This is a genomic window from Streptomyces sp. NPDC008092, assembly GCF_042957285.1.
Classification (GTDB): Bacteria; Actinomycetota; Actinomycetes; order Streptomycetales; family Streptomycetaceae; genus Streptomyces.
Genome location: NZ_JBIBHY010000011.1, coordinates 97,762 through 114,500, shown reverse-complemented (window position 1 = coordinate 114,500; position 16,739 = coordinate 97,762). Strand labels below are relative to the sequence as shown.

At 67.7% G+C, this 16,739-nt stretch carries 16 protein-coding genes, 1 tRNA gene and 2 pseudogenes; 10 read left to right on the top strand and 9 right to left on the bottom strand.

The annotated features are described in order from the left end of the window. Nucleotides 1-130 precede the first annotated feature (130 nt). Together ACFZB3_RS32515 and ACFZB3_RS32510 are read left to right on the top strand one after the other, a co-directional pair. Nucleotides 131-1,087 (top strand): NAD(P)-binding domain-containing protein, encoded by a 957-nt coding sequence (locus ACFZB3_RS32515; RefSeq protein WP_391381693.1) that lies wholly within the window; start codon nucleotides 131-133, stop codon nucleotides 1,085-1,087. A gap of 30 nt (nucleotides 1,088-1,117) precedes the next feature. Continuing rightward, nucleotides 1,118-2,611 (top strand): MFS transporter, encoded by a 1,494-nt coding sequence (locus ACFZB3_RS32510; protein WP_391381691.1) that lies wholly within the window; start codon nucleotides 1,118-1,120, stop codon nucleotides 2,609-2,611. A 27-nt stretch (nucleotides 2,612-2,638) separates the two neighbouring features. On the opposite strand, the gene ACFZB3_RS32505 is transcribed toward ACFZB3_RS32510, so the two are convergent. Continuing rightward, nucleotides 2,639-2,878, bottom strand: coding sequence for a hypothetical protein (locus tag ACFZB3_RS32505; protein ID WP_391381689.1), 240 nt, complete (start codon nucleotides 2,876-2,878; stop codon nucleotides 2,639-2,641). Between the two features lie 177 nt (nucleotides 2,879-3,055). On the opposite strand from ACFZB3_RS32505, the gene ACFZB3_RS32500 reads away from it, so the two are divergent. Next, on the top strand, nucleotides 3,056-3,601 hold the full coding sequence (locus ACFZB3_RS32500; protein WP_391381687.1) for a hypothetical protein: 546 nt from the start codon (nucleotides 3,056-3,058) through the stop codon (nucleotides 3,599-3,601). Nucleotides 3,602-3,708: 107 nt separating this feature from the next. On the opposite strand, the pseudogene ACFZB3_RS32495 reads toward ACFZB3_RS32500, so the two are convergent. Further along, a pseudogene (locus ACFZB3_RS32495) lies at nucleotides 3,709-4,242 on the bottom strand (carbohydrate binding domain-containing protein); the annotation flags it as partial. A 596-nt stretch (nucleotides 4,243-4,838) separates the two neighbouring features. Between ACFZB3_RS32495 and ACFZB3_RS32490 the strand changes: the two are divergent. After that, nucleotides 4,839-5,867: an NAD-dependent epimerase/dehydratase family protein gene (locus ACFZB3_RS32490; protein WP_391381685.1), complete on the top strand. Its 1,029-nt coding sequence runs from the start codon at nucleotides 4,839-4,841 to the stop codon at nucleotides 5,865-5,867. A 10-nt stretch (nucleotides 5,868-5,877) separates the two neighbouring features. Continuing rightward, nucleotides 5,878-6,693, top strand: coding sequence for a helix-turn-helix domain-containing protein (locus ACFZB3_RS32485; protein WP_391381683.1), 816 nt, complete (start codon nucleotides 5,878-5,880; stop codon nucleotides 6,691-6,693). A gap of 117 nt (nucleotides 6,694-6,810) precedes the next feature. Here the strand turns inward: ACFZB3_RS32485 and ACFZB3_RS32480 are convergent, their stop codons facing one another. Together ACFZB3_RS32480 and ACFZB3_RS32475 are read right to left on the bottom strand one after the other, a co-directional pair. Further along, nucleotides 6,811-7,398 (bottom strand): hypothetical protein, encoded by a 588-nt coding sequence (locus tag ACFZB3_RS32480; protein WP_391381681.1) that lies wholly within the window; start codon nucleotides 7,396-7,398, stop codon nucleotides 6,811-6,813. Nucleotides 7,399-7,401: 3 nt separating this feature from the next. Continuing rightward, entirely contained in the window at nucleotides 7,402-7,629 is a 228-nt protein-coding gene (locus ACFZB3_RS32475) for a DUF6308 family protein (RefSeq protein WP_391382155.1), read from the bottom strand. A 498-nt stretch (nucleotides 7,630-8,127) separates the two neighbouring features. Here ACFZB3_RS32475 and ACFZB3_RS32470 point away from each other — a divergent pair, with 498 nt between their 5' ends. Then, entirely contained in the window at nucleotides 8,128-8,871 is a 744-nt protein-coding gene (locus tag ACFZB3_RS32470; protein ID WP_391381679.1) for a transposase family protein, read from the top strand. 67 nt (nucleotides 8,872-8,938) lie between these two features. Here the strand turns inward: ACFZB3_RS32470 and ACFZB3_RS32465 are convergent, their stop codons facing one another. Further along, complete coding sequence (locus ACFZB3_RS32465) at nucleotides 8,939-10,075, bottom strand: pentapeptide repeat-containing protein (RefSeq protein WP_391381677.1); 1,137 nt, start codon at nucleotides 10,073-10,075, stop codon at nucleotides 8,939-8,941. 441 nt (nucleotides 10,076-10,516) lie between these two features. Further along, the gene (locus tag ACFZB3_RS32460; protein ID WP_391381675.1) at nucleotides 10,517-11,029 is read right to left on the bottom strand and encodes a hypothetical protein; all 513 of its coding nucleotides are present in this window, start codon (nucleotides 11,027-11,029) and stop codon (nucleotides 10,517-10,519) included. Nucleotides 11,030-11,416: 387 nt separating this feature from the next. Here ACFZB3_RS32460 and ACFZB3_RS32455 point away from each other — a divergent pair, with 387 nt between their 5' ends. After that, complete coding sequence (locus ACFZB3_RS32455; RefSeq protein WP_391381673.1) at nucleotides 11,417-11,731, top strand: hypothetical protein; 315 nt, start codon at nucleotides 11,417-11,419, stop codon at nucleotides 11,729-11,731. Nucleotides 11,732-12,223: 492 nt separating this feature from the next. Here ACFZB3_RS32455 and ACFZB3_RS32450 read toward each other — a convergent pair whose 3' ends face one another. Next, complete coding sequence (locus tag ACFZB3_RS32450; protein ID WP_391381671.1) at nucleotides 12,224-13,171, bottom strand: IS481 family transposase; 948 nt, start codon at nucleotides 13,169-13,171, stop codon at nucleotides 12,224-12,226. Between the two features lie 58 nt (nucleotides 13,172-13,229). On the opposite strand from ACFZB3_RS32450, the pseudogene ACFZB3_RS32445 reads away from it, so the two are divergent. From ACFZB3_RS32445 to ACFZB3_RS32435, 3 genes and pseudogenes are all read left to right on the top strand, one after another. Continuing rightward, nucleotides 13,230-14,264: pseudogene (locus ACFZB3_RS32445) on the top strand (replication initiator); the annotation flags it as partial. Next, nucleotides 14,254-14,466 (top strand): helix-turn-helix domain-containing protein, encoded by a 213-nt coding sequence (locus ACFZB3_RS32440; RefSeq protein ID WP_391381669.1) that lies wholly within the window; start codon nucleotides 14,254-14,256, stop codon nucleotides 14,464-14,466. The pseudogene ACFZB3_RS32445 and the gene ACFZB3_RS32440, both read left to right, overlap by 11 nt. Further along, a complete protein-coding gene (locus ACFZB3_RS32435; protein ID WP_391381667.1) occupies nucleotides 14,463-15,842 on the top strand; it encodes a tyrosine-type recombinase/integrase in 1,380 nt (459 codons plus the stop codon). The genes ACFZB3_RS32440 and ACFZB3_RS32435 overlap by 4 nt, the downstream gene beginning before the upstream one ends. Nucleotides 15,843-15,909: 67 nt before the next feature. On the opposite strand, the gene ACFZB3_RS32430 is transcribed toward ACFZB3_RS32435, so the two are convergent. Together ACFZB3_RS32430 and ACFZB3_RS32425 are read right to left on the bottom strand one after the other, a co-directional pair. After that, nucleotides 15,910-16,377, bottom strand: a complete 468-nt coding sequence (locus ACFZB3_RS32430) for a hypothetical protein (protein WP_391381665.1) — start codon at nucleotides 16,375-16,377, stop codon at nucleotides 15,910-15,912. A 228-nt stretch (nucleotides 16,378-16,605) separates the two neighbouring features. Then, a tRNA-Arg gene (locus tag ACFZB3_RS32425) sits at nucleotides 16,606-16,677 on the bottom strand. Nucleotides 16,678-16,739: the final 62 nt, after the last annotated feature.

The window sequence follows — 16,739 nt, the reverse complement described above, 5'->3', positions numbered from 1 at the left end:
CCCCGAGGCCCCTACCAGCGGCGTTCCGCGGCTGCGACCGTCGAATCACCAGCCTCCGTCACCGAGGCCCACCCCGTATCGGACGGACGATCACGGTGACGGTCGGCGGCACCACTCCGGAAGGAACGCCATGAGCACCGACCTCCCCGCACGACGGCACACCGCATCCGACCACGCAGCCCGCCCCGCCGCCCGCCCCGCCCCTCGCCCGGCCCCTCGCCCCGAGGTGGCGGCGACGCCGCCGATCGCGTTTCTGGGCACCGGGCGGATGGGCAGCCCGATGGCCGCCAACCTGGTCCGTGCCGGCTTCGACGTCTGCGTGTGGAACCGCACCGCGGACCGGGCCGCACCCCTCGCCGCCGCGGGTGCCGCCGTGGCACCCAGCCCGGCGGATGCCGTCCGGGGCGCCGGGATCCTCATCACGATGCTCGCCGACGGCCCCGCCACCGAACAGGCGGCCACCGGACCGGACGGATTCCTGGCCGCCGCCCCCGGGATGCTCTGGGTACAGATGGCGACCATCGGGGCCGACTGGACGGCCCGGCTGGCGCGCACCGCCGCCCGCCACGGGGTGACGTTCGTCGACGCCCCGGTCTCCGGCAGCGAGGGCCCGGCCAGGGCCGCGCAGCTCGTCGTACTCGCCAGCGGCCCGGACCGGAGGCGGGCCCAGCTCGCCCCGGTGTTCGGCGCGCTCGGCAGGGCCACCGTCTGGCTGGGCCCGGCCGGCAACGGCACCAGCGCCAAGCTCGTCCTCAACAACTGGCTCGTGGACCTCGCCGAGACCACCGCGGAGACCCTCTCCTTCGCCCGCAGGCTCGGCCTGGACCCCGGCGCGATCGTGGACCTGCTGCAGTCGACGCCGCTCGGCTCGCCGTACGCCATGCAGAAGGCCGCCACCATGCTGACCGGTGACTTCACCCCCGCCTTCGCACTCAGGCACGCACTCAAGGACGCCGAGCTCGCGGTGCAGGCCGCGCAGGCCAGCGGTACCGAACTCGCCCTCACACAGGCGCTGTTGCCGCGCTGGCGGCACGCCGCGGAACAGCACGCCGACGACGATCTGGCCGCGGTGTACACCACCGCCTGACCAGGTCCCCGTACTCGAGAGGACCCAGCGATGACCGCACAAGCCGCCCCGCCGGTCACCCGAGCCGACCTCCGGCAGGGCCCGGCACCGTTCGGTGACACGGCCGTGGACCCCACCACCGAGCACACCGAACACCACAGGCTGGGACTCGCGCTGATTCTCGTCGCGGCCTTCATGGTGGTGCTCGACTTCAGCATCGTGAACGTCGCGCTCTCGTCGATCCAGCACGAACTCGGCATCTCGGCCGCCTCGGTGCAGTGGGTCGTCACGGCCTACGCGATCACCTTCGGCGGGCTGCTGATCCTCGGCGGGCGGGCCGGGGACCTCTACGGGCGGCGGCGCCTGTTCATGGTCGGGATCGGCGTCTTCACCGCCGCCTCGCTGTCCGGCGGTCTCGCGCACGACCCGCTGCTGCTGATCGCGTCGCGCATGGTGCAGGGCTGCGGCGCCGCGCTGGTCGCGCCCGCCGCGCTCTCCCTGATCACCACGGGCTTCCCCGAGGGCCCGCGGCGGACCCGCGCGCTGGGTCTGTACGGGGCGACGGCGTCGGTCGGCTTCGTCGCCGGGCAGGTGCTCGGCGGGGTCCTGGTGGAGTTCTTCAGCTGGCGCTCGGTGTTCCTGGTGAACATCCCGGTCGGGCTCGCCGCCCTGCTGCTGTCCCCTCGGCTGCTGCGGGAGTCGAGGCTGAGCCGGGCCGGGCGGCACCTGGACACCGTCGGCGCGACGCTGATCACCGGGTCCGTCGCCGCGCTGGTCTACGCCGTCTCCCAGGCCGGGATCACCGGGATGGGATCAGCCGGCGTGCTGATTCCGCTCGGGCTGTCGGTCCTGGGGTTCGTGGCGTTCCTCGCCGTCGAGCAACGGCGTGCCGATCCGCTCGTCCGGCCCGCGATGCTGCGCGCCCGCGGGCTGCGCAGCGCAGGCACCCTGATGCTGCTGCTCGGCCTGTGGAACGGCGGCGAGATGCTGGTGCTCTCCGTCTACCTCCAGGAAGTCCTGCACCTGTCCCCGCTCTCGGCCGGCCTGGTGATCGCCCCGCAGGGGATCGTCGGCCTGGCGACCGGTCTGCTCGGCGCCCGGCTGGCACGGCGCCTGGGCATCCAGCGCGTGCTGGTCCTGACCGCCCTCGCGGCGGCCGCCGGATTCGCGGTCCTGACCCAGCTCCCGTCGGGCGGGGGCTACCGTCCGACGCTGGCGGCCGTGGTCCTGGTCGGGTTCGGCACCGCCGGTACGGCGTTCGGAAGCATGGTGACCGCCAGCTCCGGCGTCGCCGACCGCGACCAGGGCCTGGTGGGCGGCGTCATCAACATGAGCCGCCAGCTGGGCGCGGCCCTCGGGGCGGCCCTGCTCCTGGCCATCGCCGACGCCGTGGACCGGACCGGCCACAGCAGCATGGCGGTCGGCGACCGCGCCGCCATGCTCGCCGGAGCGGCGGCGGCCGGCCTCGCCACGCTGGTCGCCCTGCGCGCCCGGCAGCAGTCCCCGCACAAGCCCCCCACCGCAGAGGCCCCGACCCCGGCGTGAGGCTGGACTACGGCGACCGGCCGCACCTCACCGATCCTGCCGGCGCCGGCGCCGGCGCTCGCGACGACGCAACCCCCCGGCGCCGGCGGCGGCGGCGAAGAAGGTGCCACCGACCGTCACCGGGAGCTGGGAGGCGAAGGGTTCGAGAGGGGGGTGCTCAAGGAAGGCTCGGGCGAACGCCGTTCCGAGCAGGACGGCGGTCAGCGTGATCGCCCACAGGAGCAGTACGAGCAACCAGGTGCTCCGGGCGCTCAGCCAGGAATTCATTGCGTCATCATGCCCTCGTCCCCGCGGCGTCCGCAGCTCCCGGGCCCTCACGTTTCCGCACCGCTTGCCCGCCGCCCGGGAGCAGGCACGAGCATGGACAGCATTCCCCCTGGTCCGCCATGCTGTCCTGGCGCTGGTGGACCGGCGCAGGCTGCACTGTGCGAGGGGCGGGGACTGGTGGAGCAATCGCAGGTCGCGGCTACGCCGCCGGAACGCATCCGTTACCGGTTGACGAGCCTTCAGCGGCTGCTGCCCGTGCTGCCCGGATTCGTCGTCGTCGTGCCTTCCCAGACCCTGTTGTGGCTGGATGGGGAATCGTCCGACTCCGTGATCGTCCCGGGACTGCTCATATGGGGTGTCCTGCTGCCCCTGGTGCTGATCACCTCCCGGCGGTTCGGGGTCACGCTCACACCGTCGGCGGCCATCGCGCACAACTTCCGCCGCCGGACCATCCCGTGGTCGAACGTCCAGGCCATCCAGATCGAGTCGCTCCTCGGCAGCCGGACCGTCGTGATCTACGAGGCGGGCGGCCGCCGCACCCGTCTCCGGGCGCCGATGTCCGGGTTCCTCAGCTGGGACCACAGCTTCGAGGAGAAGTTCCACACCATCGGCAGGTGGTGGCTGGACCACCGCGGCCCGGACTGGGTCCCCGTCCCGCCACCGGGTGTCTGGTGGGGCGGCCCGCCGGCGTCCCACGGGAACCCGTACGCCCCGACCGTGTGATCAGCGGCTGATCGACGCACCCTCGGGCATCGGCACGGCGAAGGCGTCGCCCCCGACTCGCCCCTGACCCACCATGCAGCATCCCTTCGCCACAGGCTCTAGGCGTGACCGCCGCCACCCGGCCCGTTCAGGGTGATGTCGTCGGCGTAATAGTCACCCTGTGCGTACCAGCCGTGCACGTAGACCGTCGCGGTGGTCTGGGCGGCGCCGGTGGTGAAGGAGACGGTCAGCAGGCTGAATCCGGAGGGGGAGGTGGTCCAGGTGGAGGCGCCGCCGTTCACGCCCAGGTAGACGTTGGAGCCGCGGACCCAGCCGCTGAGGGAGTAGGCGGTGCTCGGCCGAACCGTGACGGTCTGCTCGCACTGCGCGGTGTCGCTCGAACTCACCGTCCCCTGAAGGGCCTTGGAACCCGCGTGCACAGGGGAGGAGACGATCGAGCCCGGGTTCCCGGCGCAACTCCACGGCGAGAGGCCACCCGACTCGAAGCCGGCGTTGGCCAGGGCGCCGGCACCCTGGGCCGCGCCCGGGGCCACCGAAGCGGGTGTGGTCGGCGCGGCGGACGCGCCCGCCGAGGGAGTGGCCGGGGTGACCGGGGCGGCCTCGGTAGACCTGGGGACCAGGAGAGAGCAGCCGAACCCCACGACGGCCGCCGCGGCGACCGCGATCACCACGGCCGCCCGACGCTGCCCGGTCCCCAGCCGCGGCCGCTCCCCGGGACGCGCCGGACGGACATCACCGTCGAACACGGGGAGTTCCGCCGTCCTCGTCCTCCCACCGGGGACAGGCGGGAGCTCCTCAGTCTCACCCGTCTCGCCGGAGGCCGGAGCGTTCGGGACGGTCGCGGCCACGGTTGGGTGGCCGCGGTAGTCCTTGTCCTGGCGTATGTCGTCGAGCAGCTGGGCCAGCGCGTCGGTGTTGCGCATGCGCAGCACACGGATGGGCTCCAGCGCGGTGCGGTCGTCCGGTACGCCGGACGCGGGCGGTACGGACACCCTGCTCTCCTTCCGTCCCGAGGCCGAGGCCGAGACCGGAACTGTCCCTGCGGAATTCATACGCAACGACCACTCCGGAGGTTCAGCCGACGCCGCACCCGGTGACGGTCCGGGGCCCCGCTCGCCACTCGTGAGCTTGAGCATGCGCATCGAAACTCGCGGGGCAGCGGCGCTGACCCTGTCCCTGGGAGTACTGGTATCGGCGAGATCTGGAACGGTTCGGTCCGGCTGCCGACCATGAAGCCATGGCACATGTACTCGTCACGGGCGGAACCGGGTTTCTGGGTTCCCACACGATCGCGCAGCTCCTGACCGCCGGGCACACCGTCACGACCACGGTGCGCTCCCTGGCACGGCGGTCCGACGTCGAGCGGATGCTCAAGGTGGCCGGATCCCCGAACGCGGACGGCGTCTCCTATGTCGAGGCGGATCTGACCTCCGACCAGGGCTGGGACCGGGCCGTGGCGGGAGCCGACTACGTCCTGCACGTGGCATCGCCGTTTCCCGCGGCGCGGCCGAAGAACGAGGACGAGGTGATCCTCCCGGCCCGTGACGGGACCCTGCGGGTCCTGCGCGCCGCCCGGGACGCGGGTATCCGTCGCACGGTGCTGACCTCCTCCTTCGCGGCGGTCGGCTACGGGCACGGCCATACCGGACAGATGTTCAGCGAGGACGACTGGACGGATACCGACGGGCCGGGGGTGTCCGCCTACGTCAAGTCCAAGACGGTTGCCGAACGGGCCGCCTGGGACTTCGTCGAGAGCGAGGGCGACGGCCTGGAGCTGACGGTCGTCAACCCGGTGGGAATCTTCGGGCCGGTCCTCGGACCGGACTACTCCGCGTCGATCCGGATCATCCACGCGATGCTGACCGGCGGGATGCGGGCCGCGCCGCCGATCTGGACCAACACGGTGGACGTCCGAGACGCGGCCGACCTCCATCTGCGTGCCATGACCGCGCCCCAGGCGGCCGGGCAGCGGTATCTGGCGCTCGCGGGCGAGCCGATCTCCTTCCACCACATCGCCCTGGCGCTGCGCGAACGGCTGGGCGGGGCAGCCGCCAAGGCCCCCACCGGCTCGGCCCCCGCCTGGCTGCTGCGCCTGCTGGCCACGATCAACCCGGCGCTGCGTGAGACGGTGCCGCAACTGGGCGTGGTGCGCCGCGCCTCCCACGCGAAGGCCCGCAAGGAGCTGGACTGGTCCCCTCATTCCAACGAGGACGCCGTCGTGGCCACCGCGGAGAGCCTGGTCCGCCTCGGACTGCTGAACGGTTAGCGTCAGGAGCATGGCGCACGAGACGGCCGACACCCTGGGCGAGTTCCTGCGGGCCCGGCGCGGGCAGATCAGCCCCGGACAGGTCGGGCTGCCCGCCGGCGAGCGGCGCCGGGTCCCCGGACTGCGGCGCGAAGAGGTCGCCCAGCTTGCCGGCATCAGCCCCGAGTACTACCTGCGCCTGGAACAGGGCCGCAACCTCAACCCCTCCGACCAGATCCTGGCTGCCCTGGCCGGCGCCCTCCAGCTCGACGAGGACGCCGTGGCCTACCTGCACCGCCTCGCCCACCCCGCCCCGCCCACCCGCAGGCCGCGCAGCCGCGCCCGTACGAACCAGGGCGATCTGCAACCACTGCTGGACAGCTGGCCGCAGACCCCTGCCTACGCCCAGGGGCCCAGCGGACGAGTCGTCGCCGCGAACCGGCTGGCCGTACTCCTGTGCCCCTTCTTCGGCGTCGGCCACAACCTGCTGCGGGCTGCCTTCCTCGAACCGGAGATGCGCAGCCTCTACCCGCAGTGGGACGACATGACCGCGAAGGCCGTCTCCGGACTGCGCGCCATGATCGACGTCGACGCAGCCGACCCGGAGCTACTGGAGACCATCGGCGAACTCACCGTCGCCAGCGAGCGGTTCCGCACCCTGTGGACCCGCCGCGAGGTCCGCCGCCGCGACACCGGCCTCACCCGGCTCCATCACCCGCTCGTCGGCGAACTCGACCTGCACTACGAGAAGATGCTGCGCCCACAGGCCCACCAGCTGATCGTCGTCTACTACGCCGACCAGAGCTCGACCAGCGCCGACCGCCTGGCACTCCTCAGCAGCCTCTGACAACGCGCGAGCCGGACGAACCTCGCGGCCCGGCGAACCTCGTGGCCCGGCGGGGCCCGTGGCCCGGCGGGGCCCGTGGCGCAGCAGACTCGTTGCGTCAGCCGTGATCAGCCGTGATCAGCCGGCATCGCCCGGCCCGCCGACCTCGACGCCGGCGGCGTGAACCTGGCCGTCTCGCAGCTGGAACCATTGCAGCCGGGGCGGTCCGCCACGGCCGTCGAACTCCAGGTAAGCGGCCTGACGATAATGCAGCTGACGCAGGTAGGCGCGGAGCTTGGCGAGGTCGTATTCGCGGTCACGAGAGCGGGGGCGGCCGCGCTTGGCCTCCAGAGCAAGCAGGTTGCGCTCCTGGAAGCGACCATGCGGGTCATGAAGGATCAAATCGGGGTACACGAGCCTGCGGTCCGCCGCGTGGAAGCGGTCGTCGAAGCCGTCAATGCGCAGGGCTTTTCTGATCACCCCGAAGTCGGGATGATGCCACCGGTCGTATTCGACGTCCACGCGCCACTGCCCGCCCCAGGACGTGATCGCCCCCTGCAGTGCAAGTGCAACACGGGCGACGACGGCGCGTTCGTTCACACCCTCGCTCACCAGGTCCGACTCCTGGGTCCACACCGTGAGCAGTGCCTCCCGGAGGGCATCGCGGATCTGCTGGTCGGTGACCGGGGCGGGCGGTTCCGTCGTCCGGGCAGGGTCGTCGGCCACGTCTCACTTCTCCGGGTTGTCGCTCAAGTCGGCGGGCTCAGAGGTATGTTCCCCGGTCCTGCCGCCCCGGTTCCATGCGACGACGTCCAAAACGCGCAGCACGCTCACGTCGTCCGGGACACATCCCATCAGTGTCTTCCACGTATCCGGCTGCTCGTCCAAGTCGCGCGCCATGGCTTCGCCGAGAAGCCGGAGGAACTCCGCCCAGGTCCGCCGGGGCGACTTCTTGATCGGATACTGAGCACCGGGCCCGCAGTAGCAGGCGTAGACCCGGGTGTCGTAGAGCGGCAGGACAAACAGAAACAGGGTCTGAAGTCACGCGAGCCTGGCACAGGCCGGCCACTACCAATTCCGCCCGTACTCGCGGCGATTCTCCGAGCGCACCTGAAGGGGTTCGGTACCGCCAAAAACGGGTGCATCTTCCCAAATGAACAGGGGGCCTCGCCGGGCAAGGGGACCTCGCCCTTGGCTCCGAAGCCCTATCACCTCCGGGCGACGTGCATCACGAACTGGCTCCGTGCGGGCCTCCCCGTAGCCGAGGTGGCCGCTGCGCCGACAACTCGCCGGAGGTCATTCACCGCCGCGGGGGTGAATGACGAAACTGAGGCCGAGAACAGCAAGAAGATCGAAAAAACCACGGGGTGGACAGCCGGCGCCGGCTAAAGGGTGTTGCACAAGGCTCTGAGCTGGTCATCTTCCTTGTATGGCTGGGGTGTTAAGGGCTGAGCGGTGTGGGTGGAGACGTTCACGGGGCTGCGGTTGGCGCAGTTCTCGGGTCTGTTGAAGGTGGCGCGTGAGCGGGGCGGCAACGGCACGTCGCGGGGCTGGCCGTGGTCGCTACCGCTGGCCGAACGGGTGCTGATGGTCGCGGTGTACTACCGCACGAACCTGACCATGCGGCAGTTCGGCCCACTGTTCGGGGTCTCCTCCTCCACCGTGTGCCGGGTCGTCCAGAGGCTGGGACCCCTGCTCGCGCTTGAGCCCGTCTCCCGCCCTGCGGATGTGGCGGACCGGTTGTGGATCGTGGACGGCACGCTGATCCTGCTGCGGGACCGGAGCGTGGCGGCCTCCTCGCGTAACTACCGGTTTTCGGCGAACGTGCAGGTCGTCGTGGATGCCGACACCCGGCTGGTGATCGCGGCGGCGCGGCCGGTGCCGGGGACGACCGCGGACGCCCATGCCTGGCGTGCCTCCGGGCTGAGCCGGCACTGCCAGGGTGCGACCGTGCTGGGTGACGGTGCTTATCTCAACTGCGGGATGGCGGTGCCGCACCGCAAACGCCCGGGACGGGCGCTGCTGCAGGCTGAGGAGGACGACAACGCCGAGCACCGCAAGGTCCGTGCCTGGGTGGAACACGTCATCGGCCGGCTGAAGAACTACAAGATCCTTCGCGACTGCCGGCAGCGCGGCGACGGTCTCCATCACGCGGTCCAGGCCGTCGCCCACATGCACAACCTCGCCCTCGCGTCATGAGCAGACGGGCCCGTCACCCGCTCCGAACTGCCCGCGCTCAGCCTTGTGCAACACCCTTTAGCACCTTTCAATGTGGCAGCGGCAGTCCAAGGGCACCCTTCAGCCTGGCTCCCTCGAACTTTGCACCGGATACCTTCGCCCCGGTTAGGTTAGCGTTCGTAAGGTTGGCATTTGTGAGATCGGCGTGAGTAAGGTCGGCGTGGGTGAGGTCAGCACCTTCGAGGTCTGCCCCTGATAGGTATGAGCCTTCGAGGTTCGAGTTGTTGAGTACCGCACCATTCAAGTTTGAGCAGCTACCTCCGAAGGAATTCCGACCCGGGCAGAGAATCGTGCTTGCTAGATTCATGCCGGATAGGATTGTGCCGCTTAGGTCTGCGTCGGTGAAATCTGCGTTGCGCAGGTCCGCGCATTGACCTGCGGGGGATCTGCTGTATCGCTTGGACTCGTTCATCGGCGGACTAAGGCCGGAAGGCGCCGCTACAGCTCCGTTGCTTCCCTGGGCGGGCTCTACGAACAGCTCGCCACAGAAATGTGCACCTGATAGGTGCGCTCCATATAGCCTCGCTCCGTCGAAATGTGAGCCCGACAGATCTGCGTAAGAGAGGTTCGCTCCATCCATAAAAGCCTCGTCGAGCCGGGACCCTCTCACTTCGGCTCCTGACAGGTTTACTTGCCACAGTGTTGCTCCCTGAAGGTCCAGGTTGGAGAGGGAAGAGTCGCTGAGATCTGCATCTGATAGATCCGCCTCGCGGAAGGGGATCATGTTTTGGTGCCCGTCTAATTGCACGTCATGTAGATTAGTGCGTCTAAGATCAATGGGTCCTTTGTCGAGATCGGCGCCGCGATTGGCTAGTACAGTCATTACTGCCTGAACGTCCGCTTTGGGCGGGGATGATTTACCTGATTCGGGAGCCGACTTCTTGACTCCAACCTGAACGGCGGCGTGCGTACGCAGATAAGCGGAGAGGACGGACACAACGGTGGAGTGATCGCGAACGGAATCATGCATGATCCGCTCCAATGCGTAGATTCCCCCGAGTCGTACGTCCAAGGATGCTGACCCCAGGTTGTTAATGGCGGCGTTGAACCGGTTGGTGATCTGCCCCTGCTCGCTGATCGCCAGTTCCTTGCTGGCCTGATTGACCTGCATCCAGGTGAAGAGCAACGCGACCAAGGCAGCAAGCCCCGGGAGGCTTGCCACCATCAGGCCGGCCCAATGAGCGCGGCTGGGACCTGGCGGGCCGGGGGCTGGCACTCGACGGTTGCGGTGACGCTGAAGCCACCGCGCGGTGCGCCGACGTGCGGGCCGGCGGAGCCTTGCAGAGTCCGTGGTCCGCGCCATGTCTTCCATAGCACCTTGCGTTTGGGCACCCCGCCACTTGGCGGGGCTGAATGGCATGCACCCTCTGCTTAAGGAAGCTGAGGTGATCCAGTGCTCGTGGGCCGCCTCTTGGTTCCCCACTGTTCCTAGTTCTGCGTACGATCTGGCACGCCTGTGGCATGTTTTCTTCGCATTGCGTTCCAGGATGCTTAGCACAGGCCCTCAAGGCCTATGTCGGCCGGGTTGCCATGGTTGTTGTACTCCGCCGTCGTGTAGCAGACAGCGTGACTTACCAGGATAATGCGCACTTAAGTGAGGGGACCCCTATAACCCGTCCGTGCAGGCCCGAGATTCGCGAATAGCTCTAACAAATTTCTTTTCATACGTCGATTCGTCACCCTTGAGGACTTCACACAACGTCTTATCGTACCGGAAGTTCCCGTAAATCGTCTGACTCCAGGCCACCCACTGATCGCACGTGTGTCGCTCTTCCGGAGAACCGGGCAACACGAGACGGCCGTCCTTGGGGACGCAATTAAGCAGCCCAGGGAGGGTCGTGTACACGTAGTCGAAGTAATCGAGAGCCCACCGTTCGACGGCGAGAAACTCCTGGCGTTCCGCCGGATCTTTGATGTCTTGAAGTCTCCTGGGGGGATTTGCGATGAGCCAGTTCACGCGCTTGTTCTCTGGTGAACTGACAAATTTGTCGTAGTCGAGAAGTTGTTGATATATGCCGTCCAGGCGCGCCTCAGAAACTTGATCGGCGGCTTCTTGAGCTTGTTTCTCGGTTGCTTTGGTTTGGTAAATTAGGTAAATGAGAGTGATGATCCCGAGCATTGCTACCGTGATTTCTACGATGAACCTGCAATGTTCGATTTGGATTCCGTGAATCCGATTTCTTAGTCCTCGTGTCGAGGTATCTGTGTCGCCTGACATGGTTACCGCCACTTGCATGCCATAACGGCAGAAACGCTTTAGTCCAACCATACAGAGTCTTTTTAGCTTCGCAACTGGGTGGGGTTGGTCGCCAGTGGCGTTGAACTTCGTTGCTAACAACGACGACCACCGAATTAGGAGTTCGATCGCTACGTGGCACTGCCGGGGAGCCGCCTGGTCACGCTGGCCGTGCCAGACCGCCTAGGAGTGCTGGCGTGCGGCGCCGTTGATGTCACTCGTGGATGTCAGAACGGTGCAACGGCGCGTGCTCGCTGGCACGATGGTCCCGTGGTTGACCTGGAGCGCATCAAAGCAGAGACCGTGGCGTACTTCCGAGCACTCGATGAGAACGCCACTCTGCGGCACCACTTCCACCACGCTGACGAGGAAGGCGGCCTCTGGTACATCGAGGCCGTACCCAACCGCGGCGAGCTGATCGTCATCAAGCAAGCCGAGCTGACGTCGGCCGGCCAACTTCACCGCTACAGCTGGGAGCACCTCCAGGACGAGCACGGCTTCCTGACCGACCAAGCGATCGACCCTGAAAAGGACCCGTTGGAGGTCATCCCGGCCCAAGCGTTCCAGAGGGTGTGGAACCGGTGAGCGGGCTGGACAACCACTTTAGGAGAGAGGCTGGGTGTTCTCCAGCCTGAGCTGCGGCTTTGCCGACCGAGGAAGCGAGCGGCTACTCGACCACAGAGCACCGGCGTTGGCCGTGGCTGACCCCTGAATCTGGCACGGTTGTGGCACGAACCTCAGCCGACGACAGTCAGCCACGGCGGCGGGTACGTCGACCGACCAGGCGCGCGTGTGCTTCGCTGTACCCCCACCGGCCTCAGCCACGCTATCGGCTTGGGTCGTCGACGAGCCACGGCGGGTTGATCGGCATTGATCGGCTGATCTGCGGCGGGATGCCGACTCCGGGGTCACGTCCCTCTGAGTGGTGTGGTCACGGCAGCCGTTTCGGTTCCGGTTGTGGCGTGATCTGCGATTCGGGCGGGATTGGCTGAGTGGTGAAGAGCTCGGCCATTGAGGCCTCGGAAAGGTAGCGGCGGTCGAAGACCTGCCACTCGTTGTGCAACCGACGATGATCGTTTACGCCTGGGGTGCGGTCTTCTGCTTGAGGCGTTCGTAAGGAGTCTGGCCGCCGAGGCCGCCGTGTGGGCGATGGTAGTTGTAGTAGTCCTCCCACTCGCGCAGCTTGTCGTTGAAGACCTCGGCATCATCGATGATGACGCCCTCCAGGAGCCGGTAGAACTCCTCGCCGTCGATCCGGTGAGAGCGTTCGACCTTCCCGTTCAGCCGCGGTGTGCGGGGCTTTATGTAGGCGTGGCCGATGCCTTTGTCGAGCACGTGGAAGTGGAAAGCGGACTGGAACTCAGCTCCGTTGTCCGTCTGGATCACCTCCACCTGGAACGGCAGCCTCTGCAGAACGTAGTCGACGAACTGGATGGCGGTGGCCTGGTTGAGCGTCGGATAGATCTTCAGGACCCGCAGCCGGGTGCAGTCGTCGATCGCCGTGAACTGGTAGTACTTGTTACGGCCGCCGCGCCGGCCCTGAAGCATGGAGGCGAGCGGCTCGATGAACTTCACGTCGATCTGCACCCGGTGGCCGGGCAGCTGCTTCTCGTACCGCTTCCATCGGCGGTCGTGCCGCTTGTAGCGCTGGGAGGCCGGCAGGCGGCCCATGTCCAGGCGCTTGAGGATCCGCCACACGCCCGACTTGCTGATCGTGACGTCGTGGTACCGCTTGAGGTACATCGCGATCTTCTCGGGCCCGAAGTGGTAATTCTGCCGGAGATAGATGATCTTCCCTACGACCTCGACGTGCGTGGCGTTCGGGCTGTGCTTGGGCGCCTTGGAGCGCGTGCGCAGCCCCTCGATGCCCTCGGCCTGGTAGCGGCGATACCAGATGTAGTACGCCTGCCGACTGATGCCGAAATACCGGCAACTCATGGCGACGTTGCCGGTGACCTCTTCGACATGACGTATGACGGCCAGGCGCCGCTTGGCCTCACGATCGAGCGGGGGTGTCTTCGACATGTGGATCTCCGTAGTGATCAGAGACCCAGGTGTCAACGATGATCGGCAGTTTTAGACGCGCGTGTTCGCCACGCTCACCGCTCCCGGCTTCGGTCCGGTGCACACCCGGCGGGAACGCGATGGGCTCGTACGGGCCTGTCGTCCCCGCCGGCCGGGGGACTGCTGCCCGCACGGGTGGCCGGTCGGATGCCGTATGCGCCACGCGGCCGACGATCCTCGCCTCGGCGAACCGCTCTGCCCGCGCTGCTACGACTATGCGGGCGCCGTTCTCTGGCACGCGTTCGCCGGTCGGCTCTGGCGTCGGTTCGGGCTGGAGCTGCGGCGGGAGGTGGCTCGGCGGGCCGGTCTGTCGCGTACGGAGTTCGGGGAAGTCGCCCGACTCTCGTACGCGAAAGTCGCCGAGTACCAGCGGCGGGGCCTGGTCCACTTCCATGGCGTGATCCGCCTCGACGGACCGGAAGGGCCCGACTCACCTGCGCCGGGCTGGGCGACTGCGGCACTGCTGGGGGAGGCCATTCCGGTGGTGGCTGGTCGGGTGCGGCTTACGGCACCGGGCGCGGGCATCGTCGGTCCGCGGGAGCTCCGGTTCGGCGGGCAGGTCGACGTACGGCCCGTCACCTCGTACCGCCGGGATGTGGGGGAGCGGCCAGCCTCCGCGGGAGCCGTCGCGGGCTACATCGCCAAGTACGCGACGAAGGGAGCGGAGTCCGCCGGCGCGGTGGACGGACGGGTCTACGACGCGCGGGGCATGGTCATGCTGCCCGTCCGGGCGCACGTGCTGCGCATGATCGGCACGTGTTGGTGGTTGGGCGGCCTGCCGGAGTTCGAGCCGCTCGGGCTTCGTCGCTGGGCGCACATGCTCGGGTACGGCGGCCACTTCTCCAGCAAGTCTCGTCGCTACTCGACCACGTTGACCGCTCTTAGGCAGGCTCGTGCCGACCACCGTGCGGAGCAGCAGCGGGCCTCCCTCGGCCTGGCTGACGTCTCGACCGTCACGGTTGGCCAGTGGCGTTATGCGGGGCGCGGCTACTCGCCGGCGGGGGAACTCCTGGCCGCTTCGGTGCGGGAGGGCGGTGGTCGTCGTGGCGCGTGACGGTCGTGCGAAGACGGCCGAACTGCTCACCGTTCGGCAGGTGCTCGACGAACTGGGCGGCATATCCCGGCGCACCTTCTACCGCTGGCGGGAACTGCGCATCGCCCCTGCCTGTATCCGGCTGCCGAACGGGGAGCTCCGGGTTCGGCGGGACGTGCTCAACGACTGGTTGGAGGAGCGAGCGGAGGGGGCTGCGTCGTGAAGTCGTACAAGGTCGTCATCTGGAAACTGAGCATCAATCGCTCTGCGAAGAAACCGACGTACCTCGTTCGCTGGTCCGTGGACGGCGAGCCGTTCCACGAGTCGCACAACACCAAGGCTCTCGCCGATCGCTTCCGGGCCAAGCTGCTTCGGGCGGCGGACAAGGGCGAGCCCTTCGACACGGTGACTGGTCTGCCCGACTCCCTGCGCGGGGGCAAGGCTGCTCTGTCCCTGCTCGAACTGGCGATCAAGTACATCAATGCTCGGTGGCCCGAGGCGTCGGCAAAGCAGAGGGACAGCATGACCGACGCCCTGGCAACGGTCATGCCCGCGCTGGTCAAGTCGGTCCGTGGGCGTCCTACTCCGGCCGATCTGCGGCGGGCGCTTCGCTCGTACGTCCTGCCTCCGCCTCGCAGGGAGCGTGAGCGGCCCGAGGAGATCGCGGCGGCAGTGAAATGGATTGAGAAAGCGTCGCTGCCGGTGGCGGAGCTCCAGGAGATCACCCGCGTGCACGACCTGATCGATGTGCTCACGCGGAAGCTCGACGGCAAGCCTGCGGCGACGCAGACGTACCGTCGGCGGCGTGCGGTGATCTTCAACGTCCTCGAATACGGGGTTGAGCTGGAGGCGCTGCCCTCGAACCCGCTGAGCCGAGTGCGGCGTAAGAGGGGGAAGCGAGCGCTGCAGGAGGTTGACCGGCGGGTCGTGGTCAACCCTCGGCAGGCGCGGGAGCTGCTGGCGGCCGTCACGTACGTCGGTGGCTACGACCGGGCGAGCGGCCGGCGGTTACGGGCGTTCTTCGGCTGCCTGTACTACGCGGCCATGCGCCCCGGTGAGGCGCTCGGGCTGCGTCTCTCGGACTGCACGCTGCCGGAAAAGGGCTGGGGCCGAATCGACCTGGCCGAGACCCGGCCCACCGCCGGTAAGGCGTGGACCGACTCCGGCGAGGCGCACGACCGGCGCGGCCTGAAGCAGCGGGCGGACGGTGAGGTGCGCATCGTGCCGATACCGCCCCCGCTCGTGCGGCTGCTCCAGGACCACATCAAGGAGTTCGGTACGGCGGATGACGGCCGTCTGTTCTCCAGCGAGCGGGGCAATGTGATCGCCGCATCGTCGTACTCGCGAGCATGGAAGCAAGCACGTGCCCTGGCCTTCCCGCCTGATCAGGTCACCTCCGTCCTGGCCGCTCGCCCATACGACCTCCGGCACGCGGGTGTCTCCCAGTGGCTCAACTCGGGCGTTCCCGCACCGGAGGTGGCGGCTCGCGCTGGCCACTCGGTGGACGTCCTCCTGAAGATCTACGCCAAGTGCATCGACGGCCAGGAGCAGGAGATGAACGACCGGATCCTGAAGGGGCTGGGGGAGGGGGACATCTAGACGCCAGGACCATTAATTGGCCTGGTCAGGCTGCCGAGGGCCCCGGAGAGATCCGGGGCCCTCGGCGTTACTGCACGTCCGATGAGGCAAGCTTGACGAACTGCTCCAGAACCTCTCGCGCCTGCGAGCCGAGGGCACTCAGCTCCGTCTTGTCGGCTGCCTTGTGCAGGGCAGATGTCAGGGCGTAAGCGTCCTGCGCTATATCGACCAGTGCCCTCGCGCTTGCTATGAGCTGCACCCGGAACAACGCGTGGAGGGCAATGCCGCGGAGTCGGTAAGCCTCCGTGCGGGCTTCGGTGAAAGCGGAGCCGTCTGGATCCTCGTTCCTGCGGTGCCAGCGATCTTGTTGCCCGCGCCGGAACTCTGTCAGTGCTCCGGCGAAATCGCTGTAGACGGTCATCCGGTCCGAGCGGAGCTGTTGCTGAGACGCAAACAGTTGGTCCCGGGCGGACGCGTTGCGCTGAAACGCGTAGGTGAGAGCTGAGCCCAACAGTGTGCCTGCAATGGCGATTAAGGCCGAGATGACACCATCCACGCCAGTATGAGATCACAAGATCGTTTGCGTGCCTAGATCCATAATGAGCCTTGCCCGGGTCCTTCGAAAGAGTGCTTGGCCTGCAAAGAGACCCTTCAAGATCATTACGTCGTCATTACGTGATCACTGGCAAACGGCTGCTTCGGGCGGCATCCGCCTGCACAAACAACAAGACCCCGCATCCAGCAAACACGCTGGCGGCGGGGTCTTTAGGCACCTAATCCAAGGTGCCCCCGGCAGGATTCGAACCTGCGCACACGGCTCCGGAGGCCGTTGCTCTATCCCCTGAGCTACGGGGGCGTCTGGCGTTGAGCTGTTGCTCGCGGCGACGGGTAGAACACTACCAGCTCGGTCGGGGTGAT